Origin of the sequence: Nostoc sp. (genome assembly GCF_036917375.1) — a bacterium.
GTDB lineage: Bacteria > Cyanobacteriota > Cyanobacteriia > Cyanobacteriales > Nostocaceae > Nostoc.
Genome location: NZ_JBALDN010000001.1, coordinates 18,971 through 39,976, shown reverse-complemented (window position 1 = coordinate 39,976; position 21,006 = coordinate 18,971). Strand labels below are relative to the sequence as shown.

The following is a 21,006-nucleotide window of genomic DNA, read 5'->3' as shown; positions in this document are numbered from 1 at the left end:
ATAATTTTTCCTCTTAGCTGTTATGACTCTCCGCCTTGATTCTACCCTGAGCTTAATTTCTCCCAACATTAGCGATAATTGCCAACAATTCGCCCCTTTAAAACTGGGAATTATGGCTTCTGGGAATGGCAGCAATTTTGATGTAGTTGCCCAAGCTATCCAAGATGGGCGGCTAAATGCCCAAATTAAAGTTTTAATTTACAATAACCCCTCGGCGAAAGCAGCCGTTAGAGCAGCTAATAGAGGTGTAGAAACTGTTTTATTAAATCACCGCAACTATCAAAACCGAGAAGAGTTTGATGAAAAAATTGTGCAGACATTGCGGCACTACGATGTAGAATGGGTGATTTTGGCAGGGTGGATGCGACTATTAACGTCAGTTTTCATTGATGCCTTTCCTGAGAGGATTATCAATATCCATCCTAGTTTGTTACCTAGTTTCAAGGGAATCCATGCTGTAGAACAAGCCTTAGCATCTGGGGTAAAAATTACTGGTTGCACAGTGCATATAGCTTGCTTAGAAATGGATAGCGGCCCAATATTAATGCAAGCCGCAGTACCAGTACTGCCGGATGATACAGCAGAAACACTCCACGCCAGGATTCAAATTCAAGAACATCGAATTTTACCATTAGCGATCGCTCTAGCAGCTTCTTCGTCAAAAGTTACATTAAGCGTAACGTAAAAATACATATATCAATTAAGGGCGCACAGCTGCCATTGGTGTCAACTTAACGTGAAACCGCTTGTCCGCCGGGAATTGAAATTCCCGTCTCATAGCTAAAGTCATCTGAAGATGACTAAATATCGCCAAAAATCTCCAGTCTACTTCAGTAGACTTAAACCTAAAAGCCAAAGAAATTTATTTCCGGGCGGGCATGGAAGCCAACAGTTAAGCTATTTCCAGCTTAAGTTGACACCAATGCACAGCTGTGCGCCCCTACTATTCATCAGAGTTAGCTTCAGCAGTTTGATACGCTTGTAGGAGCCTAGCATGATCGAGAGTAAATCCGACTTGCATTGCTATCTGGGCAAATAAATCAATCTCAGATTGTTGCCAATCACGGGGTTCAGAACACTGATGTGCAATTAACAAGCCAAATAGCTGCTCATCTTTAATAATTGGTGCTACTAAATTTGCTTTCACACCAAAAGATTCGAGCAGGTTAATGTGACAATCAGCCAAACTAGACTCATAAATGTTGTTGATTGCGACAACGCGACCAGACTGGTACTTTTCTACATAGCCTTGAGTGAAACAAGGGTCGTGAATTTTAGACCGCAAAACTTTGGGATAACCCGGAAGCACTGATTCAGCAATAATAATTCCGAACCAATTAGCGTAAAAGCTATAAACCAACACTCGGTCAGTACTCAGTGCTTTACGAACCTCTTCCACAGTAGTTTTGATGATATCTTCTTCCTTAAGGGATTGGCGAATGCTGCGGATAATATCCACTAGTAACTGACTTCGCATCCTTTCAGCTTCGATTCGTTGTAGGAGTCTTGCATGGTCGAGAGCAAATCCTACTTGCATCGCCATCTGGCCAAATAAATCAATCTCAGCTTGTTGCCAATCACGGGGTTTGGAGCATTGATGTGCAATTAACAAGCCAAATAGCTCTTTATCTTTAATAATCGGGGCGACCAGATTTGCTTTCACACCAAACGATTCAAGCAAGTTAATATGGCAGTCAGCCAAACCAGCTTCATAAATGTTGTTGATTGCGAGAACGCGACCAGACTGATACTCTTCTACATAGCCTTGACCGAAACATGGGTCTTCGATTTCAGCTCGCAAAACTTTTGGGTAAGTGAGAACAACTGATTCAGCAATCACTGTTCCAGACCAATCAGCATCAAAGCTATAAACCATCACTCGGTCGGTACTTAGAGCTTTGCGAACCTCTTCCACAGTTGTTTTGAGGACATCCTCTTCGTTGAGTGATTGGCGAATAATGCCGATAGTATCTGCTAACAACTGACTTTGCACACCCTCAGCCTCGATTCGTTGCAAGAGTCTTGCATGGTCGAGAGCAAACCCGACTTGCATCGCTATTTGAGCAAATAAATCAATCTCAGATTGTTGCCAATCACGGGGTCTGGAACATTGATGTGCAATTAATAAGCCAAATAACTGTTCATCTTTGAGAATGGGGGCGACCAGATTTGCTTTGACAGCAAAGGATTCCAGCAGGCTAATGTGACAATCAGCCAAACCAGCTTCATAAATGTTGTTTGTGGCTACAACGCGACCAGACTGATACTTTTCTACATAACCCTGACCGAAACAGATGTCTTGAATTTCAGACCGCAAAACTTTGGGATAACCTGGGACCACTGATTCGGCAATTATAATTCCAGACCAATTAGGGTAAAAGCTATAAACCAGCACTCGGTCAGTACTCAATGCCTTACGAACCTCTTCCACCGTCGTTTTAAGGACATCTTCTTCGTTGAGCGATTGGCGAATGCTGCGGGTAATTTCGATAAATACCTGAGCGTTATCTGCCTTGGTATCTACTTGTTGTAGAAGGTTGGCGTAGTCAAGGGCAAATCCTACTTGCATGGCTATTTGAGAGAACAAATCAATCTCAGACTGTTGCCAAAAACGAAGTCTAGAACATTGATGTGCAATCAATAAACCGAATAGCCGTTTGCCTTTGAGAATAGGTGCTACTAAACTAGATTTGACAGCAAATTGCTCCAGCAACTCAATATCATCATCACTGAAATCGCCTTGATGGATATTATCAATAGCATGGATGCTACCATTCTGATATTTTTCTATATACCCTGCCTCAAATCCCGGCTCAGAGACTGTAACCCCTAATATTTTCGGTAAACCAGGTGCTACTGATTCGGCGATAAAGGTTCCATTATAATTGGAGTCGAAGCAAAAGATGGTGACGCGATCGATACTTAAAGCTTTACGAATTTCTTCTGAGGTAGTTTTGAGAACATCTTCTTGATTGAATGATTCTCGAACCCAACGAGTAATTTTGATTAATAGTTGGGAGTAATCAGCTTCGGCTTCTTTCTCCTGTACCAATACTGAAAGCAGGTCTGTGAATAAGGTGATGTTTCTCTCTAACATCACTAATTCATCTTGGCCAGCGATGAAGACTTGAGTAAACTCACTGTCTGGACGTAGCCTCTTTTTAATATTATTAGAAATTGCAGCAACGTTGCTGACTCGACTCATAACTCGATTCGTCACAAAAACAGCGATCGCACCTGCTACAATTGCTGTCACTCCCATACCAGTTAATAAGAGTGACAATTGTCTTTGTAGAGCAAGTTCAGTTTCTGTTGAACTTTTTCTACTCTCTTGTCTAATTTGCGGAGTTTGTGTGTTAATTAAATTAATGCCATAGTTGTAAGTCGCTGTTCCAATTCCAACCACAGGAAGGACACTGATACTTAGTGCCCAAACTATTGCTTTAGTCTTTAAACTCCATTTTTGTTGCCAGAGTCTCTGTTGGCGATTTCGTCTTGTTTGGCTTTGAGAAAAAGACTGACTCATAAAGGAAACCTGGATTGCTGCAATTGAGAATCAAGTAAATAACCTCACCACCAAATTCTACATAAAACTTATAAAACAAGGACTGGCTTTCAGGAGTATTTTAAGACACTAATGTTCTAGGTCATGTCCCATAGCGCTTTGATTGCCTTTCAACTCAAAAAAATTGGGTTTGATTAACAGGCTTGTTAACAATCAGATGGCGATCGCTTGGTTAGAATGTCTTATTTTCTCATTAGGAGTTGTGGTTTTCTGGCAAGGCAGCCAAACAATCTTTATTTTTTAACAAGGTTTTACAGAATTTTCACAGTTGCCCTTCCCCACCATATCGTGTCAGCTTGATTATTTACACCAGTTTTCAAGTAGATGAGATTAAGAGTGCTAAATAAAGAGTGCTGAGTGCTGAGTGCTGAGTATTTAAAATCAGACGCAAAGAATTTCTCCTGCCTCCTGCCCCCATAGCCTAATCTGCAATCAACTCTACTGCATCTCGTCCATCACAATTTTGTAAATAAACTTTGACAATTTCTTCTTTAGCTGTAGGCAACTTCTTGCCAATAAAATCTGGGTGGATTGGTAATTCTCGATGGCCTCTATCTACTAACACAGCTAAACGAATCACCTCTGGCCTACCGTAATCGTTGACTGCGTTCAAAGCCGCGCGAATCGTCCGTCCCTTGAAAATCACATCATCCACGAGTACAACTGTTTTCCCCGTAAGATCAAAAGGAATTTCGCTTTTCGTTGGAGTCCGCAATCCAATTTTGTCAAGGTCATCTCGATAAAATGTAATGTCCAAAGCGCCGACTGATACTGCTACACCTTCGAGCGTCTCAATTTGACGCGCCAATAATTCGGCTAATAACGCACCCCTGGTATAAATACCAAGAAGCACCAGTTGAGACAAATCACGCGTCCTTTCGACAATTTGAGAAGCAAGGCGAGTCAAGGTACGACGGATTTCTTCAGATGAGAGAATTTCAACTACTTTGGCAGACATAGCGAGTGATAAGTTAGGAGTGATGAGTTAAGAGTTAGGAGTTTTTATTCTTAACTCCTGTACAGACAAGGGTTAATCGCGTCTCTAACTCCTAACTTTATATTTATCATTACCTATTTGGGAGTATTAAGAATATTGCGATCGCTATCCCTAACCATAGCAAAAAACAATATCGAGTAAGTTGTAAAGCATTCTGAATAGAAGTTGCAGTAATAGCATAAATAGCATCTCCTAGCAGTGGTTTGTACTTAGCTACCCCCCGATACCAATTTGTACCCCCCATTTGTACACCTAAAAATGCAGCATAGGCGCACTCACTCCAGCCAGAATTGGGACTAGGATCTTTAATTGCATCCCGACGACAAATTTGCCAAATATGCATCGGTTTACCCGATAGCAGCGCCAGAGTCACAACTGTTAACCGACAAGGTAGCCAAGTCAAATAATCTTCTAACCGCGCACAGAACCATCCAAAATAAGTATAGGGTGCTTCCCGATAACCCACCATTGAATCAAGGGTACTGCTGGCTTTATATGCTAAAGCTAAAGGAGTTGGCCCCACAACTGGTATAAAGACACCAACAATTGCATAAAAAAGTGGAGCCATTACCCCATCTGTGGCATTTTCTGCAACCGTTTCTAAAACAGCTCGGTAAATTTCTGCTTGTGAAAGGTTTTGGGTATCTCGACCAACGTAATTACTTAAAATCTTTCGAGCCTTCTCTAAATCTCCGACTGTTAAAGGTTGTAAAACAGCCTCCGCTGCTACTCGCAAACTTTTGCCAGCAAAACAACTAGCCAAAAGAATGCTATCTATGGCAATTCCTAAGAGTGGATGAACCCATCTGGCAATTTGAATAATCAAAAAACCAACAAGACCGCTACCAATTATTAAGATAATACCTAGTACAATTCCAGCTAGGCGTTGTGTTAGAGAACGTTGACATAATTGGAGAAAAAACTTGGTCAGGCGAGAAATTACCCACCCCATAACTTGCACTGGATGAGGCCAATCCCAAGGATCGCCAATTAAGTAATCTAAAAATGCTGCAATTATTAAGATATAGATATTATTAGTCATAAGTCACAAGTCTTGGTTTAAAAGTCAAGGGTCAATATTTAGACCATTGACTCTTGACTAAACCACAAAACTAGCTTCTTCTCCAAGGGAAGCTTGCCGACTCCGAGCATCGTAATAAAGGTCTGCCAGAGTAATACTGTATAAAGCTTCTTTGAGCTTTTGGTTGAGTCTCTGCCAGAGGCTAAACGTTACCCAATCTTCAGCTTGTGTCGGTGCTGGGGTGTGATGAGGTAAATGGCTAGTCTCGCCAACAGCTTCTAAAATTTCTCCTATAGATATTTGTGCAGGCTCTCTTGCCAATTGATATCCGCCGATGCTACCACGAATTGATTTAACTATTGATGCACGACGCATTTCTATTAGTAGTTTTTCGAGGTAAGGAGCTGGGATATCTTGGCGTTTTGCGATCGCTCTCACAGATGCAGGCCCATATCTTGGCTGTAAACTTAAATCTAGCAACGCCTTCACACTATAGTGTCCTCTGGTAGTTAATTTCATTTTCGCAAGCTTTGTTGTTTGTCCTTTGTCTTTGTTGGCGCTGCATCTCTCTGAAAAGAAATTCTGATGGTCGGCTTCCGACTCTTAGACTTCTTTAGTTTGTCGTTTCTAAATAACCAATGACTAATTACCATTGACTAATGACTAAGGATCAGTTTTGCTTATCATTCTGTGACTCAGTTCTCATCCTTAAGAAATAGACAACCTCTTGAGCGTTAGTTTAGAAAACTTAAAACTTATATAGTCTAGCAGTAATTCCCAAACTATATATATATAGTTATCAGCATTGCCAGCATTTTCTAAAATAGATTGTCTTGTCAATATTGGTAATGGCATAACAATTGTGCATCTGAGTGTAATATACTTGGCTAGGTTGAGATAAAAACTAAAGGATTATGTTCCTGTTAGCTCAACCTCAGCTAAAATAAAATCGATTCAAACACTTCAAACATTCATTTTCGACCTAAGTTGATGCCTAAACAGAAAAAAATTGAACCCTTACTCGGCGAAGAACTGCTCAAAAAAGTCAAAGAGCTAGAGAACGAGAGCAAAGAAGACAAAGCCAAGAAGTGCGGCTACTATACCGTTACCAAAAATGGTATAGAGCGCGTCAATATGATGAAGTTCTTAAATGCCCTAATTGATGCTGAAGGCATTCAGTTAGACAGTACACCCAGTGCTAATGGGCGTGGTGGACGTAGTGCTAGCTATAGAATTAGTGTGCAATCGAATGGGAACTTACTGATAGGTTCAGCTTATACAAAACAGATGAATCTTAAACCAGGAGATGAGTTTCTGATCACTTTAGGCAAAAAGCACATTCGTCTGAGACAGGTAGATCCAGAAGATCGCGAAGATGATGAAGCCATAGAAGCCACGGCTTAATAAATGGTCATTAGTCAATTCTCTGTTGTCATTAGTCAAGTGTCCTTTGTGAAAAACAATGACTATAAACAGTCATTAGTCAAGTGTCCTTTGTGAAAAATAATGACTAATGACCAATGACCAATGACTAATGACTAATGACTATATCTTTAGTAGGTAAGATTGGTAAATAGTGGCGAAGTGCCTTGCGCGTCACTGCTAAATTGCAGGTTAATCCAATTTGCTCTTTTTCTAATAAACCCAAAATGCGATCGGGTTTGTCTCGTGCTACCACTGGTAATTGATGTAAACCTCGAAGACTCATTCTGTCTAAAGCCTCAGATAAAAGTTCATCTTGCCATGCATAGAGAATTTCAGTAGTACAAATGTCTATGAGGGTTTGACTGGATAAATTATCGGGGATTTCGGTTAGAGAATTTGGGTATGTTTGCCAAATAGCAAGGGCACGGTTAATATCTTCCAAAGAAAGGATACCAACTAATTGCTCTGCTTCATCTATTACTAAAGCACTACGAACGCGATCGCGGGTCATTTCCACAGCAGCATCTAATACTCCCAAAGTTGCAGGTAACTTTTTGGGACAGGGATACATCGCATCTTCTACCAAAATTTGCTGCACAATTTCCGATTGTTCATCTTTCAATTCCGAAAGACCAATTTGTTGTAGATTAGAGTTAGAGTTAAAAGTTGGTTTAATCCTTTCTACTAGCCAAACACTCAAACCCACAGCTGCCATCAACGGTAAAACAATTCGATAGTCGCGGGTTAATTCAAACAGCATTAAAATAGCCGTTAACGGCGCTCTCACACTAGCAGCTAATACTGCTGCCATTCCCACCATTGCGTAAGCTGGGGGAGCCGCCATTTGATCGCAAATTGTCGGGAATGCTACGGCTAACATTTTGGCGTAAGCCGATCCAAAAGAAGCACCTAAAAACATTGCCGGTGCGAACAAACCACCAATAAAACCACTACCTGCACTAATTGCAGTCATCAATAACTTCACCACCAACAACACCACCAATAAGTAGAGTGGAAACTCCACATCTTGAAGCATTGCTTCTACAGTTTCATAACCAACACCCAGAATTTGCGGGAACTGCAAAGCAACAGCGCCAATGATCGCACCGCCAATAATTGGATGAATCGGCTGAGGAATTCGTCCCAAAAAATCAAAACCTGGAACTTTCCCAGCAAAGCAAGCTTTTGCTAAACGAATTGATTGAGTATAAGCCAGAGAAACGAGGCTGGCCCCTAAACCCAAACCAAGATAAAGAGGTAATTCCAAAGGACTGCGAACCTGGTAAACAGGTAAATCAAAAGCAGGTTGGGCCCCCAAACCAATTTGGGCAATTAATGCTGCTACTACCGCAGCTAAAAGCACCACACTGACAGCAGAAGTAGCGAAAGATGTCGCTCCCATCACTACTTCTAAAGCAAAAAATACTCCAGCTATGGGAGCGTTAAATCCCGCCGCTAGTCCCGCCGCCGCGCCAGCACCCAACAACAAACGTTGTCGTTCTTGAGATACATTCAGGATCACAGAGAACAACATCCCAAAATTTGCGCCAATTTCGACACTCGGCCCTTCTGGCCCCAAAGAAGCACCGCTCCCTAAAGTAACAGATGCAGCCAGCATTTTGGTAACTGGTCTTAGTGGTCGCCTAATCTCTGTTCCCTGAGAAGCGGCGATGAGAGATGAAAGTCCAGGGCCAAAGTCTTGAGTGCGCCAGCGCATCAAGCCAACAATTAATCCGCCAAGGGTGGGAACGCAGGCTAAAGTCCATGCACCCCAGGCGCCAATTTGACCCATTAAATTTTCCAGCATCAGCTGGTGAACCAACTGGATTAAATAGTGAAAGGTGACTACACCCATACCAGTACCACCGCCAATGAGCATGGCTAAAAACAGCACCACTGTTTCTGGGGATGGTTGAAAACGATTAATTAGGTGAGCTAAACGAGCGGAAGGTGTAGGAAAGGCAGGTTGTTCCGTTACCTTCCTCAGTTGAGTGGGAGGCAAGAGAGTCATTGAGAGGCGGGGTAAATGTAAGAAAAAATTTAAATTTTTATCTGTTACTTATCATTGTGAGCCATTATTTAGCAACCGGACAAGTAGACTTTATTTGCTTAACTTACAAAGCTTTAGCGAAAAATGTCATTGTGCAAAATTTGTGTGGGGAGAATGGTTAAATGAGAGACAATTATTATTTAAGGGTCAGCGATGCCTAAGTTGGGCGTAGCTATGGCTTAATGGGGTGCGAGCGAGCGCCAACACTATTTTTTCTAGAGACAACAAAGTTTTTTCGACTGGGTGGACGCACCTGTAAAGATTAACCATGAGTCATCCTTGTTTAAATCTAGCTATACTCGTGTTGCGACTATTGAGGCATCCTTGGTAGTAATAGAATGTATGTATGATTGATGCCTGATGTCAGATCGTACATTGACCCCAATTCAATATACCTATTGTTATAGAGCGAGTAAATGGACTAGGCGGATGAGGTAAATGAATATACACACTTTTGATAATCATTATGTTACTTGCCCAATTTGCCAAAGAAATGCCACGCCAAAACCAGTAAAAACGCGCATGGGCTTGTTTTGCTGTCCCTATTGCCAGGAAAGGCTAGTAGTTTGCCAAAGTGGTCATTATGTCCGCGATCCGTTTACTTGGAGACAATTGATGATGTCTTCGTCGCTACGTCGTCAAAGCCGACCTTTAGCGAGGATTATCAGAGATTTTGTCCTACTCAAGCGTCCGATGGTGGCCTTGGCTGTAGGTAGTGCGATTTTCTTTGGTGCGATCGCTTTGACCCAAGAAAAGACAAGTTACGATCGCCAAATTATTCCCACAACAGAGAAAGTTAATGGCCCAGGAAACAAATCTCAGTAAATGGATTACTTTTGTATAAATCAAATTCTACTTTGATTTTTGTAATATTATAACTAAATACTTCGATCGAACCGTGTCTTCTTGCCCCAAATAGGACGCGGTTTTATATTATGTCCCTTTTAAAGAGCGATCGCTAATTAGGTAAGTACTTTCAGCACTAAAGTGCTAACTACAAACTATTGTTTATTTATGCTTATCTAATTATCATATCGATTTGAAAATCGGGACACTACAGCATCTAAGATTTACTGTCTGCCAATACTTGGGGTGAAAACATTGCCTGCAACGACTCATAGTAAGCTAGAGAATAAGCAGCCTGTTCGGGTTCCAAAGGAGAGCGGATTTCAGTACCAAGCAAGTGAATTAATTGCCGCACCAATTCCCAACGCATTTTTAATCGAAGATACAACATGACACACAGCGGAAATAGCTCTTGTTGTATGGCACTAATGTTATTCTCCAAAATACAGATTCATATTACTTTTTGGGTAATGATTTGATTTTTCCCGATGGGGGGGGGTAGGAGAGCAGGGGAGAAGTTGCAGTCAGTTTTTCCTCTCTGCCCCTCTGCCTCTTATGCCCAATGCCCCATATTTACAGCCGATTAGTATCTTTTGTGACTAATTTCCAACCTTCAGCTTGGTCAATTAGCTTCATCGACTCTAGTTCAAGATTGTTGAAATCAGATGCATGAAGTAAAAAGTAGGGTTGACCGTTGTAGTGCCAATAATATTCCAGTTCACCAACAGAAGCGGGAATGATGGTGCGATCGCTATAATAATCCAACGAGGGACGATGGTAGGGAAAAGAAGTGTAAATCTTCCTCGTCGCTGGATTTGCCCGCACAATCATGGCGGCGACTGGTTTAACTGGATAAGCTTCAGATAATTCCCAAACCCAGTAGTTAGATTTCATTAACAGCAGCAGCGAAATATAACTTCCCCAAAACAAAATCTTCAGAAATTGTCCGTCGCCTCGTTCTGCCAAAATAGCTGCTAAGGTCATAGTTAAAGCTACGGCGGCAAAAATCAGTTGTAAGTCTGTTTTTGGTGTTGTACCCGAACTAAAATAAATACTACCAGCAGAAGCAGCCACAGCAAGTATTGCCAAACCAGCAACCCAAGCACGGGGATAAGATGAGAGTAAAGGCGAATTTTCCGTATCTGATAACTGGATACCAAAAGCTAAAGCTAAACTAGGGTAAATCGGGAATAGATACCAGGGAACTTTGGTAATCATGAAGGAAATTACCAGCAGATAAACCCCACTCCACGCCATTACTAGTTTTGCCCAGCTAAGGTTGCGATTTTCCCAAGTTAAGCGGACAGTTTGTGGTAAGAATAATAGCCACGGCCATGTGTATTTGAGAAGTTCAATCACATAGTACCAAGGTGGTTCAGAATTCCCTTCTACAACTGAGCCAATTCGGCCTAGTGATGGGTTTGCAATACCGATTTGGGCGAAAGTATAACCATAGTGAATTAGTTGCGCACCATACCAACCAGCTACAGGTAGAATGCCAATTAAGATTGCGATCCAGAGATAGTAACAAGTGAGCAGTCGTGGTGTATCCCAAAACAGAAATACAATTGCGATCGCACCGAGTAATATACCTAACAGTCCTTGAGTTAAACAAATAAACCCAAAGCTAATACCAACACCAAGACAATAACGTAAATCTCGGCGCGATCGTAACACGCACAACATCATTACCATCAAAAAACTTACCATCGCCCCATCTAACATTGCTAACCGCCCATGACGTACCACAGGTAGCATTGTTAGGTAAATCAAGGCACTATAAATAGCAGCCCAACGTTGGCGAAATATCTCTCGAGCAATGCAATACAGTAAAGGTACAGATGTCGCTGTTAAAATTGCTCCAGGTAGGCGCGTTGTCAACTCGTTTTCGCCCCCTAGAGAATAAGCCCAAGCTATTAGCAAATGCATCAAAGGCGGCTTATTGTGATATGGTTCGCCTCCTAACGTTGGGTAAAGCCAACGCATTGAACCTGCTGGGGCGTGCCAAATTTCACGAGCAACCTGTGCCACAGTACCTTCATCCCAATCTCGCAGCGGCAACCCTCCCAGATTGATGCTAAACAGTAATACTGCTGCCAACAGCAATACTATTAGCCATACCCAATCAATCCATTTGCCAACCGTGCGATGTTGTTTTTCCAGATGACTCCAAATAAAGCTTCCTTCTTGCATATTCTCTGGTAATCATTTTACTTGCTGGTTTGATTACATAGAGACATCTAGCGAATCTCCCATGTTGCCACCCAGTAACAACGTATGTTCTTAACAATTGCTAGTTTCCAAGATTAACTCAAATTTTTCTAATTAGCGCTATTTTTTGAAAAATTTATATTGGTTATTTAAATCACATTTCAGCTAATAAATGATACAAATAATACAATCAATTATTTATTACCTGTAAGATAATCCGTAAATAAACTTGTATTTTATTTTTAAGTGATGCTTAGTTTAATTTGTATTTATTTACTTTTTAAATGATATATTGAATAATTGAAAAATTTGTCTGTAAAATTTCTGAAAATTAATTTTACGAAAAACATAATTATTTATTTTATTAAAAAATAAATTCAATAATTATTAATTAAAACAATCCTTAATAAAATTATCTAAATAAACTGATTTTGCTTTTTTAATTTTAATTAAGCAACTCTTGAATTAAGATATCTATGATATACAATTTTTTAAGCACTTTCTATAACAATAAAGAACTAAAAAATATTGGAGATGTCAATGAATTTACCTGTAGTTGTAGATATTACTCTTGGCTTAGTTTTTATTTACTTGATTTTGAGCTTGCTAGCTTCCGAAATCCAGGAACTAATTGCAACATTATTACAATGGAGAGTTAAACATTTAAGAACTTCAATTGAATTACTTTTATCAGGTGGTAGTGAAAGTGAAAGATCGGATATTATTAATGCAATCCATCTAGTACAGAAACTTTATAACGATCCTTTGATTAATACCTTGAATCAACAAGCCAAAGGTAAAGTAGAAAAGCATTTCCAGGAAATTAATAAAAACCCTGATAAACGGATACTAGAAAAACAAAGTGGCCCTTCCTATCTTCCTTCTGAAACATTTGCAATCACTTTATTAGATACCTTAAAAATTCCTGAGCTAATTAATTACGTTAAACATCCTAGTGAAGAAGCAAAAACAAACTTACAGATGATATTAGCCTCTTATAAAGAACTTAAAAAAGGTATTAATAATCCCAATAGTGCAAGTTACACAAAAATTCAAGAAATTTATGGAGAGATTGACCAAAAATTTATAGATTTTGTTAATAATGAGTTACCTGATGAAGTCCCTAATAGTTTAATTAAGAGCCTTAGTGTAATTGCTCAACGTAGCAGGATCAAGATTGGCGATCTCACCGAGGAAGTAAATCAATTTAAAAATGAAGTAGAAACATGGTTCGATCGCTCGATGGATCGAGCAAGCGGTGTTTATAAGCGAAATGCCAAAGGAGTTGCTATTTTAATTGGAATATTAGTTGCCTTTTTAACCAATACTGATACATTTCACTTGGTTAAAAGGCTATCGGAGGATTCGGTTATTCGTTCTACTATTACTCAAAGTGCAAGTCAACGAATCGATTATATCAATGATGAAGCAGCCAGAAAAGATATTGAAAAACTATTAGGAAATTCTTCTATACCGATTGGATGGCAAAATATTAATCAACAGTTTGAGTTATTAGATACGACGAAATCGAATATAATTTATATCAGAATTTCACAAGTTTTTAAATTAATTTGTGGTTGGATAGTGAGTGGTTTTGCTATTGCTATGGGTGCGCCTTTTTGGTTTGATATACTGAATAAAATTATCAATGTGCGGAATGCAGGACCAAAACCTGTTGCGTATACTAAGGATCAACCTTCTCAGAAATAGTGTTTCAATGAAATCAAAAAATAAAAATAACTTGGAGTTTTAATTCTTTATTCTGACAAACAATCTCAATTTGTCTAATAAATTCTCGAAAGTAAAATCTTCGTTCTGTTTCCGACAAATCTAACCAAAATTGTGGTATAGAAACAGCTTGAGCAACAGAACGCAAGTTAACTGGAGGGAGAATTGCCAACTTTGCTTCGAGCGCAGAAATTTCTGTGCGGAGTTTGTAAGCCCTTAACTTTGCTGTTTCGGCATCTAAAATTCCAGTTTCAATTAAAGCGGGTAACTGAGCAAGTATTTCTTGCTGACGAGCGATCGCTTGCCCTAAACTGTTCTTGAATGCATCCAACTGGGGAAAATTCATTCCTGCTACCGCCAGAGGTAAATCACGGCAAACGGTTTCAATGGTATGTTCCAACACCTCTTGGTAGGGAATAGCCTTACACTTGGGGCTTTGGGGACAGCTAGTAGAACGTAAATAAAGATACTCTTTATCTTGGTTGCGTTGGGTAACACGGGTAACTGTCAGATGCGACTGACACTCAGCACAGACAACCAACCCAGCTAAAGAACGCGGCGCACTAGCAGTTCGGGATGGTAAACGGCTGTTACGGCGTAAAAGTCGGTCAACTTGGGCTGCTTCTTCCTTAGAAATTATTGGAATATGGGTATTGGAGATAATTTCACCATTTTGGTAAGCTGTATTGCCGCGATAGACTGGATTAGTCAGCCAGCGTCTTCCTGTGGTGACAGAGATTTTCTTGCCGTATTTTTTCGCCAAGTAACGCACTGAACCCCGCAAGGAACCATAAAGTAAAAAATGTTCAAAAAAATCTTTGACTACTGGTGATGTACTGCGGTCAATGGTATATTTTCCCTTACCTCTGCGATAGCCGTAGGGAACTTTTCCGGGTGGCGGTGCAACCTCAAGACGATTACGGGCGTGTCCTTGACGGATGCGACGGCTACGTTGCTGACGTTGGATTGCGTGTAGCAAATTCAGCAAGTCAGCGCCCAGAGGGTAACTTTCGGAAGTGTAGGGTTGTTCGGTGGCGATTACTGCGATTCCCATAACTTGGAGTTGATTGAGGCGATCGCTAATTTCCTCTACAGTATCTCCCAATTCTTCCAACCGACGAATCAGGAGATAATCTGCTGGTTCAGTTTGGCAATCTTTGAATAATTGTTGTAATTGCGATCGTTCAGAAGAGTCTGGCTTGCCCAAATCTTCATAAACCCGATCCACCTCCCATCCCCAATCGGCTCGATCGGGAGAAGATTCTAATAGCGGATCGGTGTAAGAGTAGGCAATTATTTTCAAAGCTTTAGCGCAGCCTCACAAAGAAATGGTATTAGTTATAACTACTAGCTTGACGACAAAACATCAAGTGATACTGTCCGCCTAGTGCCATGAGTTCGTCATGAGAGCCTACCTCGATAATTTGACCGTGTTCTAGTACTACTAATCGATCTGCTAGTTTTGCCAAAGCGAGGCGATGGCTAACTACAACGGCTATTCTTCCCTTCGCCAGGTTACGCAAAATATTGTAAATCTCATGTTCTGTTTTCGGATCGAGGTTTGCTGTTGGTTCGTCAAAGATGACTAGTTCGGCTGGAGAAAGTCGCAGGCATCGCTTCCATAATTGCGTCATCATCTTTTATTTTAAGTAAATCCCCAAAAACAACATTCTCGCGCACAGTAGGCTGATTGCTATTGGGATAGGTAAAGGATAGATTTTTGATGTCAATACCTGTTTGCGATCGCATTACTAACCAAATTTACTAGCAGTGAACCTACAATACTGGACACAAAAAAGCCCAGTCATCTCTAACTGGGCTTTTAGCTATCTCAATCAACTATTGGAGGTGAGAAGTTTCGCACTTATGCAGCAAGTTGTTATAGATTAACCTTGACAACTTTATTCTTTTCTTCCTCGGACTTAGGCAGTGTCAAATTCAAGATACCGTCTTTATAATCTGCGGTGACATTGGTATTTTGAACCCTAGCAGATAGAGGAATTACACGTTGGAACTTGCCATAGTAAAATTCGCTCTTGGTAATACCATTGTCTTGGGTTTTAGTTTCAGACTTGCGCTCACCGCTAATGTGAACAGCGTCTTGGGTGACTTGAATATCTAAGTCTTTAGCTTCCAGTCCTGGCAGCTCTAGCTTGAGATGAATCGCATCATCGGTTTCGTGTAACTCAGCAGCCGGAACTCTGACAAAGCCTTTTTTAAGCCGTGCAGATGGTACTCTGGTATCTCCAAATAAGCCGTTGATGTGACGTTCTAAAGCGTTCAATTCTTGCCAGGGGTTGTAACGGACTAGTACCATAACTCTTTCTCGGAAAAATTCAGCTATTGTTTAATCGTTGTTGCACTTGATTTTGTGCTTATGTATTCATAATAAGTATGGTTCCAACTCCTGTGAATTCGGTAATTATCACCTCATCAAATGATGATTACCGTACTTAATTAGACCTAAAAAAATTACGGCTTACCGGAATTTATCAGTTCGGTAAACCAGAATAACAACTATTAAGACCAATAATAATCAACTACTTAATCTGCTGTTGAGTGGAGGCTTAAGAATAGGTTTAGCTGATTAGGTTCCACCAAGATGATCGCTAGTAATTACAAACCAGTAGATTATCTCCCACAACCAAAAACAATCAAGTATGCAATAAACTTGGTAGCAGCTTTACAAGAGTGATGAAGGATATCGTTGGTGGGATTAATATCTCGAACACACCACTAATTAAAAACCCCGTAGTCACACAAGACGCTACGGAGTAGTAAGGTAAGCTGTTGACTTTGGCTATTTTTCGAGAGTTTTCCAAAAAATTATTTGTGCTGGTTTCTGCTTGTGTGAAAGTGCCTGCAACACCAATTGTTACGCCAAAACAAAAAACACAGATTTTGCATAAAATCTTGTGGGCTAAAGGGTACAGAGTCAATAGCCTAGTACACTTGTGGCAGGTATCAGTTCCAATACTTGTCGGTTAAGGGGAAAAGGGGAAGGGGAAAAGGGAAAGAAAAAACCTTTAACCTTTACCCTTTAACCTTTTTCCCAAATCCAATTCCGACTTAAAAATGCTTAACCGAGCAGTATTGGTATCAGTTCTATTTCATTGGTTGTCACCCTATAGGTAGTGTTGGGGAATTAAAGGAAATGCCGTCTTCTGGTGTAGATAGTGCTACAACTTCAAAACCTGCAAAGGTAAGAAAGTTGTAAAAAAAGCTTTCTCCAGGAGTAGTTTCAATTTGCCTCGGAGAGACTCCGGCGTTTGAAGAATCAGAATCATATAAGACAGTTACTTTTTGTTCGGGAATGTTTAGTGTTACTGTATCTCCCGATGACCAGAATGGTTGTAGTGTACCTGCTTGTATTACCTTTCCACATGCTCCGAGAACAGTGAACTTTATATCTGGACCGACATTCCTGTTTTTGAATGTGTAGGTAGCACCTCCGCTTATTTTTTCCGTAGTTTGATCGCTTAGTTCTTCATAGAGATTCAAATTTGCGTCTTTCATGGATTTAACTCAATCAAAGTTATCTTTAATGGAAAGGTCTGATAATAGCGGAATGAAATTATTTTATTGGTTAAAGAGAAATGGAAAGAGGGTATTAGTCCAATTACAGAAGGTGTAAGTAAAATCACCGCTGAAAGTTGCCCCTTTTTTAGGAGTCAATTGAGCGAGTATTTGTCGATCATCAATACAAAAACGTCAGAATGAGGATGGAATGACTTTTGTCGATAGCATATTTTTATGCTTTTTTAATTAAATGCATATACAAATAATTACGTAAGTTTTAGTTCCCTATCTCTGTACTGCCATTCTCTACGACGACTTTTAGTTTTTATGCACAGAGAATGAAAGTTTTTTGAGATTCGGTGAAATCCTCACAGAGTAAGGAATTAGGTTTTATCTGTATAATTTAAATCTGTCAAATAATTATGCCTTTGATATTCAATCCGTACTTGCTTAACGTCAAGCTCAGATTCTAAAAATACGAGTTTTTCTACTTGCTCTAATCCCACATTTTCAAACTGTGCTAATTCTGAGTCTGATAATGGCCAAGGTGGACCAGAAGGTTCAACTTCTGTATCTCGAACACGAGTAATTAGTAAAAGTGTGCCACTAGGAGCAACAAAGGAAGTAACTGAAGAAATAACCCAAGAACGCACATTCAACGGCAAAGCTTGAATATTACGACATTCAAAAACAAAATCAAAAGCTTGATGCCATTGTGAGGGAATTGCTAACAAATCTGCAACTACATAGTTGACAATCGAATCTGGAAATCGCTCTTGACACCAAGCGATCGCTGTCGGTGAAATATCAAAGGCAGTTACTTCAAATCCCAGATGAGCTAAAGCTTCGGCATCATCTCCCAAGCCGCAACCAATGATTAGCGCCTTTTGCCCAGAAGCGAACGGTTGATGGTTCGTCAACCAATCTTGTAGATAAGGGTGAGGAGTTAACTTTGCCCAAGGAATTTTTGCTGTATCACCTTTAGCTTCGGTATATAACACTTCAAACCATGCCGATGGTTCTGATTTTTGTACAGCTTCGGTAGCTAACTGTTTAACATAAAATCGTAAATCTTCAGGTTGCTGTTCAAACATAAAAACTGACATTACTAACAATTGTGCAAAACTTCGGAATACCCTAAGTATTGTAGATGAGGAAAAGCGATGCCTACGGTTTACTCTATTACACTATCAGGCAAGGATTTGTCGCAGTTAAAATTGCGTTGGCAGAAGTATGGAGCCGTAGAAACGCAGGTATATAGTAGCGAAGCCTCTGTTTGGGTGAAAAGAGCAAAACAAGAGGTAGTAGATTTTTTTAATTAGAGCAAAGAAAGGGCTTTAAAGCTACTCTTGTAATTCAAGAGCCTTGGACTGGCTGTAATAAATTAAATTAGCAACCATATATTTAGCCGAGTTTTACAGGCTGATTTTGGACAATAATTCTTTAAAACTGGTTTCAACTCTGGACAATAATTCTTTAAAACTGATTTAATTGCTGAAAGCCGCATAACTACGTAACTTATGCCCCTGAACTTGGAAAAAATGGACATTAATTATTTAAAAGTGACAATAATTATTTAATGTACACATGGAGAATAACGGATTCGAACCGATGACCTCTGCGGTGCGATCGCAGCACTCTACCAACTGAGCTAATTCCCCTTAATTGGTGCTAAGTCAAGAGTAATATTACTCATTAACTCAAAACATTATCACCATAGATTATTCTAACATTCTGTTACCGATGGTTGAGGCTGTTTTTGAGAATAAACTTTTTGCACCCGTTCGAGTTCCAAATCACTGAGATAATCAACAGTCCAGTTACAGCAGCGCTGAAGCATGTGGAATGGGTAAGTATTCGCTACACCAACAACTTGCATTTGCGATCGCTTCGCCGCTTCGATACCTGCTGGAGTATCTTCAATTGCCAGACACTCTTGTGGTTGGAGATTCAATTCGGGATATTCTTTATTTAGGCGTTTTACCGCTAGTAGATAACCATCGGGTTCTGGTTTACTGGTAGTGATGTCATCACCCGCGACAATAATTTTAAAATATTCAGCTAGTTTAGCGCGATTGAGTACCAGTTCTATTTCTGTGCGAATCGCGCCACTAACTAATCCTAGTTTCAGATTGCGCGATCGCACCTGAAATATTAAGTCTTCTACACCTGGATATAAAGGCAGTTTCTTTATTTTCTCTAGTTCCACCGTATAAGCTTGGGCTTTGCGGTACAGCAACTGAGTTAAATAGTTTTCATTGGCTACTCTACCACGATTAGCGAGTAGCTGCTGAAAACAAGCGCGATCGCTGCGTCCTAAAGAAGCTTGACGCTCGCTCACCTTTTGGGGTTGGAGATTTTCTTCAATGAGAATTTCATCGATCAGTTGCAGGTGGATTGGCTCATCGTTAATGATGACACCATTAAAATCAAAGAGAACTGCCTTTAAACTCATGCCATTATGCCAAACGCTGGAGAACCAAGTCCCTCCAAATCATTATTATCTACTGATGTGGGAGTATAATGACGGACATTTTCGGTTGCTATTGGTTTTATGCCGCTAGTTACCTGATTTATCCACCATACATCCTGCGATCGCACTGCTTCAAATCCGGCTGCACCCATATTCGCTTCTGTACTACTAGCAGCATATTCACGAATATATGGCTCCTCAAAAACATCATTGAGCCATTCTAACTGACGCAAAGTCTTCTGATTCCCATCTAGAATTAATGCTTGTCCTCCAGTTACCAGCAACCGGAAGCTTTCTCGCAGAATTGCTAGAGACACCGCATCTGGTGTTTCGTGGAATAGCAAAGAAGCTGTTACTAAGTCAAATGTTGCATCCCTCAAACCAGTTTTTTCAGCATTTCCATGTCGCCAAAGGATCTCCAAGCCAGCATTTCTAGCTTTATCTTCCGCCCTTACCAACATATAGGGTGATAAGTCCAAACCAATAACTTCCGCATCCGGGAAAGCTTGTTTTAACATTAAAGTAGTGGAACCAGTACCGCAGCCTAAATCGAGTATGCGTCGTGGTTTCACTTGGACAGCATCAACTAAAGCTTGACGGACAATACCTTCATTAGGCGGTAGAACGTATTGAGTAATCGGATCGTAAGTAACTGCTGCATCGGAATTGAGATATCCGCCAGCAATCCCGTGAAAGTTTTGATTACTGTAGTACGACGGAATTATGACATCATCTCGTCGATAGCGATCGCTCTCTTTCTCCCAATCAATACTATCAGCGTAACGCCGTAACCCATCTTCATCAATCAAAAGACGCACTACAGGGGATAAAAAACGTTCCCAGATTGTATCTTGACGCACTGCCATATTGTGTCGGAAGTTTAAGGAGTTATTTAAATACAGTGATTTCCTTTACAAATTTTAATACATTGGGAAAACATTTGCTTTCTCCCTGTGGTGATAGATTGACGACTGTAATCAATAGTGTTACATTTATAATACAAAGATATAACTCCTAAAAGTAGTTCTTCAGCTTCACGAAAATTCAAGGAGCTAAATGAAAGACAATACAACATATAAATTGCTACAACTAACTAGGTAATGGGTTATATGTCATACCGATAAGTGTCACTGCCCTATACCAAATCCCTACGGGTTCAGCAGTTGCTCAT

The 21,006-nt window shown here is 40.3% G+C and carries 19 protein-coding genes and 1 tRNA gene; 5 read left to right on the top strand and 15 right to left on the bottom strand.

Translation table 11 applies throughout. The features are described 5' to 3' along the window. Positions 1 to 22 precede the first annotated feature (22 nt). Entirely contained in the window at positions 23 to 685 is a 663-nt protein-coding gene (gene purN, locus V7K45_RS00170) for a phosphoribosylglycinamide formyltransferase (protein ID WP_334999222.1), read from the top strand. A 258-nt stretch (positions 686 to 943) separates the two neighbouring features. Here the strand turns inward: purN and V7K45_RS00165 are convergent, their stop codons facing one another. The 4 genes from V7K45_RS00165 to V7K45_RS00150 form a co-directional block, all read right to left on the bottom strand. Next, positions 944 to 3,526 carry a GAF domain-containing protein gene (locus V7K45_RS00165; RefSeq protein ID WP_334999220.1) on the bottom strand — a complete coding sequence of 861 codons (2,583 nt, stop codon included), beginning with the start codon at positions 3,524 to 3,526 and terminating at the stop codon, positions 944 to 946. A gap of 460 nt (positions 3,527 to 3,986) precedes the next feature. Beyond that, a complete protein-coding gene (pyrR, locus tag V7K45_RS00160) occupies positions 3,987 to 4,523 on the bottom strand; it encodes a bifunctional pyr operon transcriptional regulator/uracil phosphoribosyltransferase PyrR (RefSeq protein WP_094353001.1) in 537 nt (178 codons plus the stop codon). A 109-nt stretch (positions 4,524 to 4,632) separates the two neighbouring features. Further along, a complete protein-coding gene (cbiB, locus tag V7K45_RS00155; RefSeq protein WP_334999218.1) occupies positions 4,633 to 5,604 on the bottom strand; it encodes an adenosylcobinamide-phosphate synthase CbiB in 972 nt (323 codons plus the stop codon). A 57-nt stretch (positions 5,605 to 5,661) separates the two neighbouring features. Further along, on the bottom strand, positions 5,662 to 6,102 hold the full coding sequence (locus V7K45_RS00150) for an Rrf2 family transcriptional regulator (RefSeq protein ID WP_289798377.1): 441 nt from the start codon (positions 6,100 to 6,102) through the stop codon (positions 5,662 to 5,664). 471 nt (positions 6,103 to 6,573) lie between these two features. Here V7K45_RS00150 and V7K45_RS00145 point away from each other — a divergent pair, with 471 nt between their 5' ends. Then, a complete protein-coding gene (locus V7K45_RS00145) occupies positions 6,574 to 6,987 on the top strand; it encodes an AbrB family transcriptional regulator (protein ID WP_104909531.1) in 414 nt (137 codons plus the stop codon). 127 nt (positions 6,988 to 7,114) lie between these two features. Here V7K45_RS00145 and V7K45_RS00140 read toward each other — a convergent pair whose 3' ends face one another. Further along, positions 7,115 to 9,019 (bottom strand): chloride channel protein, encoded by a 1,905-nt coding sequence (locus tag V7K45_RS00140; RefSeq protein WP_334999216.1) that lies wholly within the window; start codon positions 9,017 to 9,019, stop codon positions 7,115 to 7,117. Between the two features lie 477 nt (positions 9,020 to 9,496). Here V7K45_RS00140 and V7K45_RS00135 point away from each other — a divergent pair, with 477 nt between their 5' ends. After that, positions 9,497 to 9,883: a hypothetical protein gene (locus V7K45_RS00135; protein WP_334999214.1), complete on the top strand. Its 387-nt coding sequence runs from the start codon at positions 9,497 to 9,499 to the stop codon at positions 9,881 to 9,883. A gap of 238 nt (positions 9,884 to 10,121) precedes the next feature. On the opposite strand, the gene V7K45_RS00130 is transcribed toward V7K45_RS00135, so the two are convergent. Continuing rightward, a complete protein-coding gene (locus tag V7K45_RS00130; protein WP_334999212.1) occupies positions 10,122 to 10,346 on the bottom strand; it encodes a hypothetical protein in 225 nt (74 codons plus the stop codon). 131 nt (positions 10,347 to 10,477) lie between these two features. Then, positions 10,478 to 12,097 (bottom strand): ArnT family glycosyltransferase, encoded by a 1,620-nt coding sequence (locus V7K45_RS00125; protein ID WP_334999210.1) that lies wholly within the window; start codon positions 12,095 to 12,097, stop codon positions 10,478 to 10,480. A 558-nt stretch (positions 12,098 to 12,655) separates the two neighbouring features. Between V7K45_RS00125 and V7K45_RS00120 the strand changes: the two genes are divergently transcribed. Continuing rightward, entirely contained in the window at positions 12,656 to 13,825 is a 1,170-nt protein-coding gene (locus V7K45_RS00120) for a hypothetical protein (protein WP_334999208.1), read from the top strand. A gap of 13 nt (positions 13,826 to 13,838) precedes the next feature. Here the strand turns inward: V7K45_RS00120 and V7K45_RS00115 are convergent, their stop codons facing one another. The 5 genes from V7K45_RS00115 to V7K45_RS00095 all read right to left on the bottom strand — a co-directional run bounded on the left by V7K45_RS00115 (position 13,839) and on the right by V7K45_RS00095 (position 18,456). Next, positions 13,839 to 15,146: a recombinase family protein gene (locus V7K45_RS00115; protein WP_334999206.1), complete on the bottom strand. Its 1,308-nt coding sequence runs from the start codon at positions 15,144 to 15,146 to the stop codon at positions 13,839 to 13,841. 31 nt (positions 15,147 to 15,177) lie between these two features. Further along, positions 15,178 to 15,480, bottom strand: coding sequence for an AAA family ATPase (locus V7K45_RS00110; protein WP_334999204.1), 303 nt, complete (start codon positions 15,478 to 15,480; stop codon positions 15,178 to 15,180). A gap of 242 nt (positions 15,481 to 15,722) precedes the next feature. Next, the gene (locus V7K45_RS00105; RefSeq protein WP_334999202.1) at positions 15,723 to 16,160 is read right to left on the bottom strand and encodes an Hsp20/alpha crystallin family protein; all 438 of its coding nucleotides are present in this window, start codon (positions 16,158 to 16,160) and stop codon (positions 15,723 to 15,725) included. 803 nt (positions 16,161 to 16,963) lie between these two features. Beyond that, on the bottom strand, positions 16,964 to 17,359 hold the full coding sequence (locus tag V7K45_RS00100; protein WP_334999200.1) for a hypothetical protein: 396 nt from the start codon (positions 17,357 to 17,359) through the stop codon (positions 16,964 to 16,966). A gap of 386 nt (positions 17,360 to 17,745) precedes the next feature. Continuing rightward, entirely contained in the window at positions 17,746 to 18,456 is a 711-nt protein-coding gene (locus V7K45_RS00095) for a class I SAM-dependent methyltransferase (protein ID WP_334999198.1), read from the bottom strand. Positions 18,457 to 18,525: 69 nt separating this feature from the next. Between V7K45_RS00095 and V7K45_RS00090 the strand changes: the two genes are divergently transcribed. Then, positions 18,526 to 18,684, top strand: a complete 159-nt coding sequence (locus V7K45_RS00090; protein ID WP_334999196.1) for a hypothetical protein — start codon at positions 18,526 to 18,528, stop codon at positions 18,682 to 18,684. 266 nt (positions 18,685 to 18,950) lie between these two features. Here the strand turns inward: V7K45_RS00090 and V7K45_RS00085 are convergent. The 3 genes from V7K45_RS00085 to V7K45_RS00075 all read right to left on the bottom strand — a co-directional run bounded on the left by V7K45_RS00085 (position 18,951) and on the right by V7K45_RS00075 (position 20,701). Continuing rightward, a tRNA-Ala gene (locus V7K45_RS00085) sits at positions 18,951 to 19,023 on the bottom strand. Between the two features lie 65 nt (positions 19,024 to 19,088). After that, positions 19,089 to 19,817, bottom strand: coding sequence for an HAD family hydrolase (locus V7K45_RS00080; RefSeq protein WP_334999194.1), 729 nt, complete (start codon positions 19,815 to 19,817; stop codon positions 19,089 to 19,091). Then, positions 19,814 to 20,701: a class I SAM-dependent methyltransferase gene (locus V7K45_RS00075; RefSeq protein WP_334999192.1), complete on the bottom strand. Its 888-nt coding sequence runs from the start codon at positions 20,699 to 20,701 to the stop codon at positions 19,814 to 19,816. The genes V7K45_RS00080 and V7K45_RS00075 overlap by 4 nt, the downstream gene beginning before the upstream one ends. Positions 20,702 to 21,006: the final 305 nt, after the last annotated feature.

Coding starts and splice junctions, on each gene's coding strand:
- purN (WP_334999222.1), top strand. CDS start 23: ATGACTCTCCGCCTTGATTCTACCCTGAGCTTAATTTCTCCCAACATT.
- V7K45_RS00165 (WP_334999220.1), bottom strand. CDS start 3,526: ATGAGTCAGTCTTTTTCTCAAAGCCAAACAAGACGAAATCGCCAACAG.
- pyrR (WP_094353001.1), bottom strand. CDS start 4,523: ATGTCTGCCAAAGTAGTTGAAATTCTCTCATCTGAAGAAATCCGTCGT.
- cbiB (WP_334999218.1), bottom strand. CDS start 5,604: ATGACTAATAATATCTATATCTTAATAATTGCAGCATTTTTAGATTAC.
- V7K45_RS00150 (WP_289798377.1), bottom strand. CDS start 6,102: ATGAAATTAACTACCAGAGGACACTATAGTGTGAAGGCGTTGCTAGAT.
- V7K45_RS00145 (WP_104909531.1), top strand. CDS start 6,574: ATGCCTAAACAGAAAAAAATTGAACCCTTACTCGGCGAAGAACTGCTC.
- V7K45_RS00140 (WP_334999216.1), bottom strand. CDS start 9,019: ATGACTCTCTTGCCTCCCACTCAACTGAGGAAGGTAACGGAACAACCT.
- V7K45_RS00135 (WP_334999214.1), top strand. CDS start 9,497: ATGAATATACACACTTTTGATAATCATTATGTTACTTGCCCAATTTGC.
- V7K45_RS00125 (WP_334999210.1), bottom strand. CDS start 12,097: ATGCAAGAAGGAAGCTTTATTTGGAGTCATCTGGAAAAACAACATCGC.
- V7K45_RS00120 (WP_334999208.1), top strand. CDS start 12,656: ATGAATTTACCTGTAGTTGTAGATATTACTCTTGGCTTAGTTTTTATT.
- V7K45_RS00110 (WP_334999204.1), bottom strand. CDS start 15,480: ATGATGACGCAATTATGGAAGCGATGCCTGCGACTTTCTCCAGCCGAA.
- V7K45_RS00105 (WP_334999202.1), bottom strand. CDS start 16,160: ATGGTACTAGTCCGTTACAACCCCTGGCAAGAATTGAACGCTTTAGAA.
- V7K45_RS00100 (WP_334999200.1), bottom strand. CDS start 17,359: ATGAAAGACGCAAATTTGAATCTCTATGAAGAACTAAGCGATCAAACT.
- V7K45_RS00095 (WP_334999198.1), bottom strand. CDS start 18,456: ATGTTTGAACAGCAACCTGAAGATTTACGATTTTATGTTAAACAGTTA.
- V7K45_RS00090 (WP_334999196.1), top strand. CDS start 18,526: ATGCCTACGGTTTACTCTATTACACTATCAGGCAAGGATTTGTCGCAG.
- V7K45_RS00080 (WP_334999194.1), bottom strand. CDS start 19,817: ATGAGTTTAAAGGCAGTTCTCTTTGATTTTAATGGTGTCATCATTAAC.
- V7K45_RS00075 (WP_334999192.1), bottom strand. CDS start 20,701: ATGGCAGTGCGTCAAGATACAATCTGGGAACGTTTTTTATCCCCTGTA.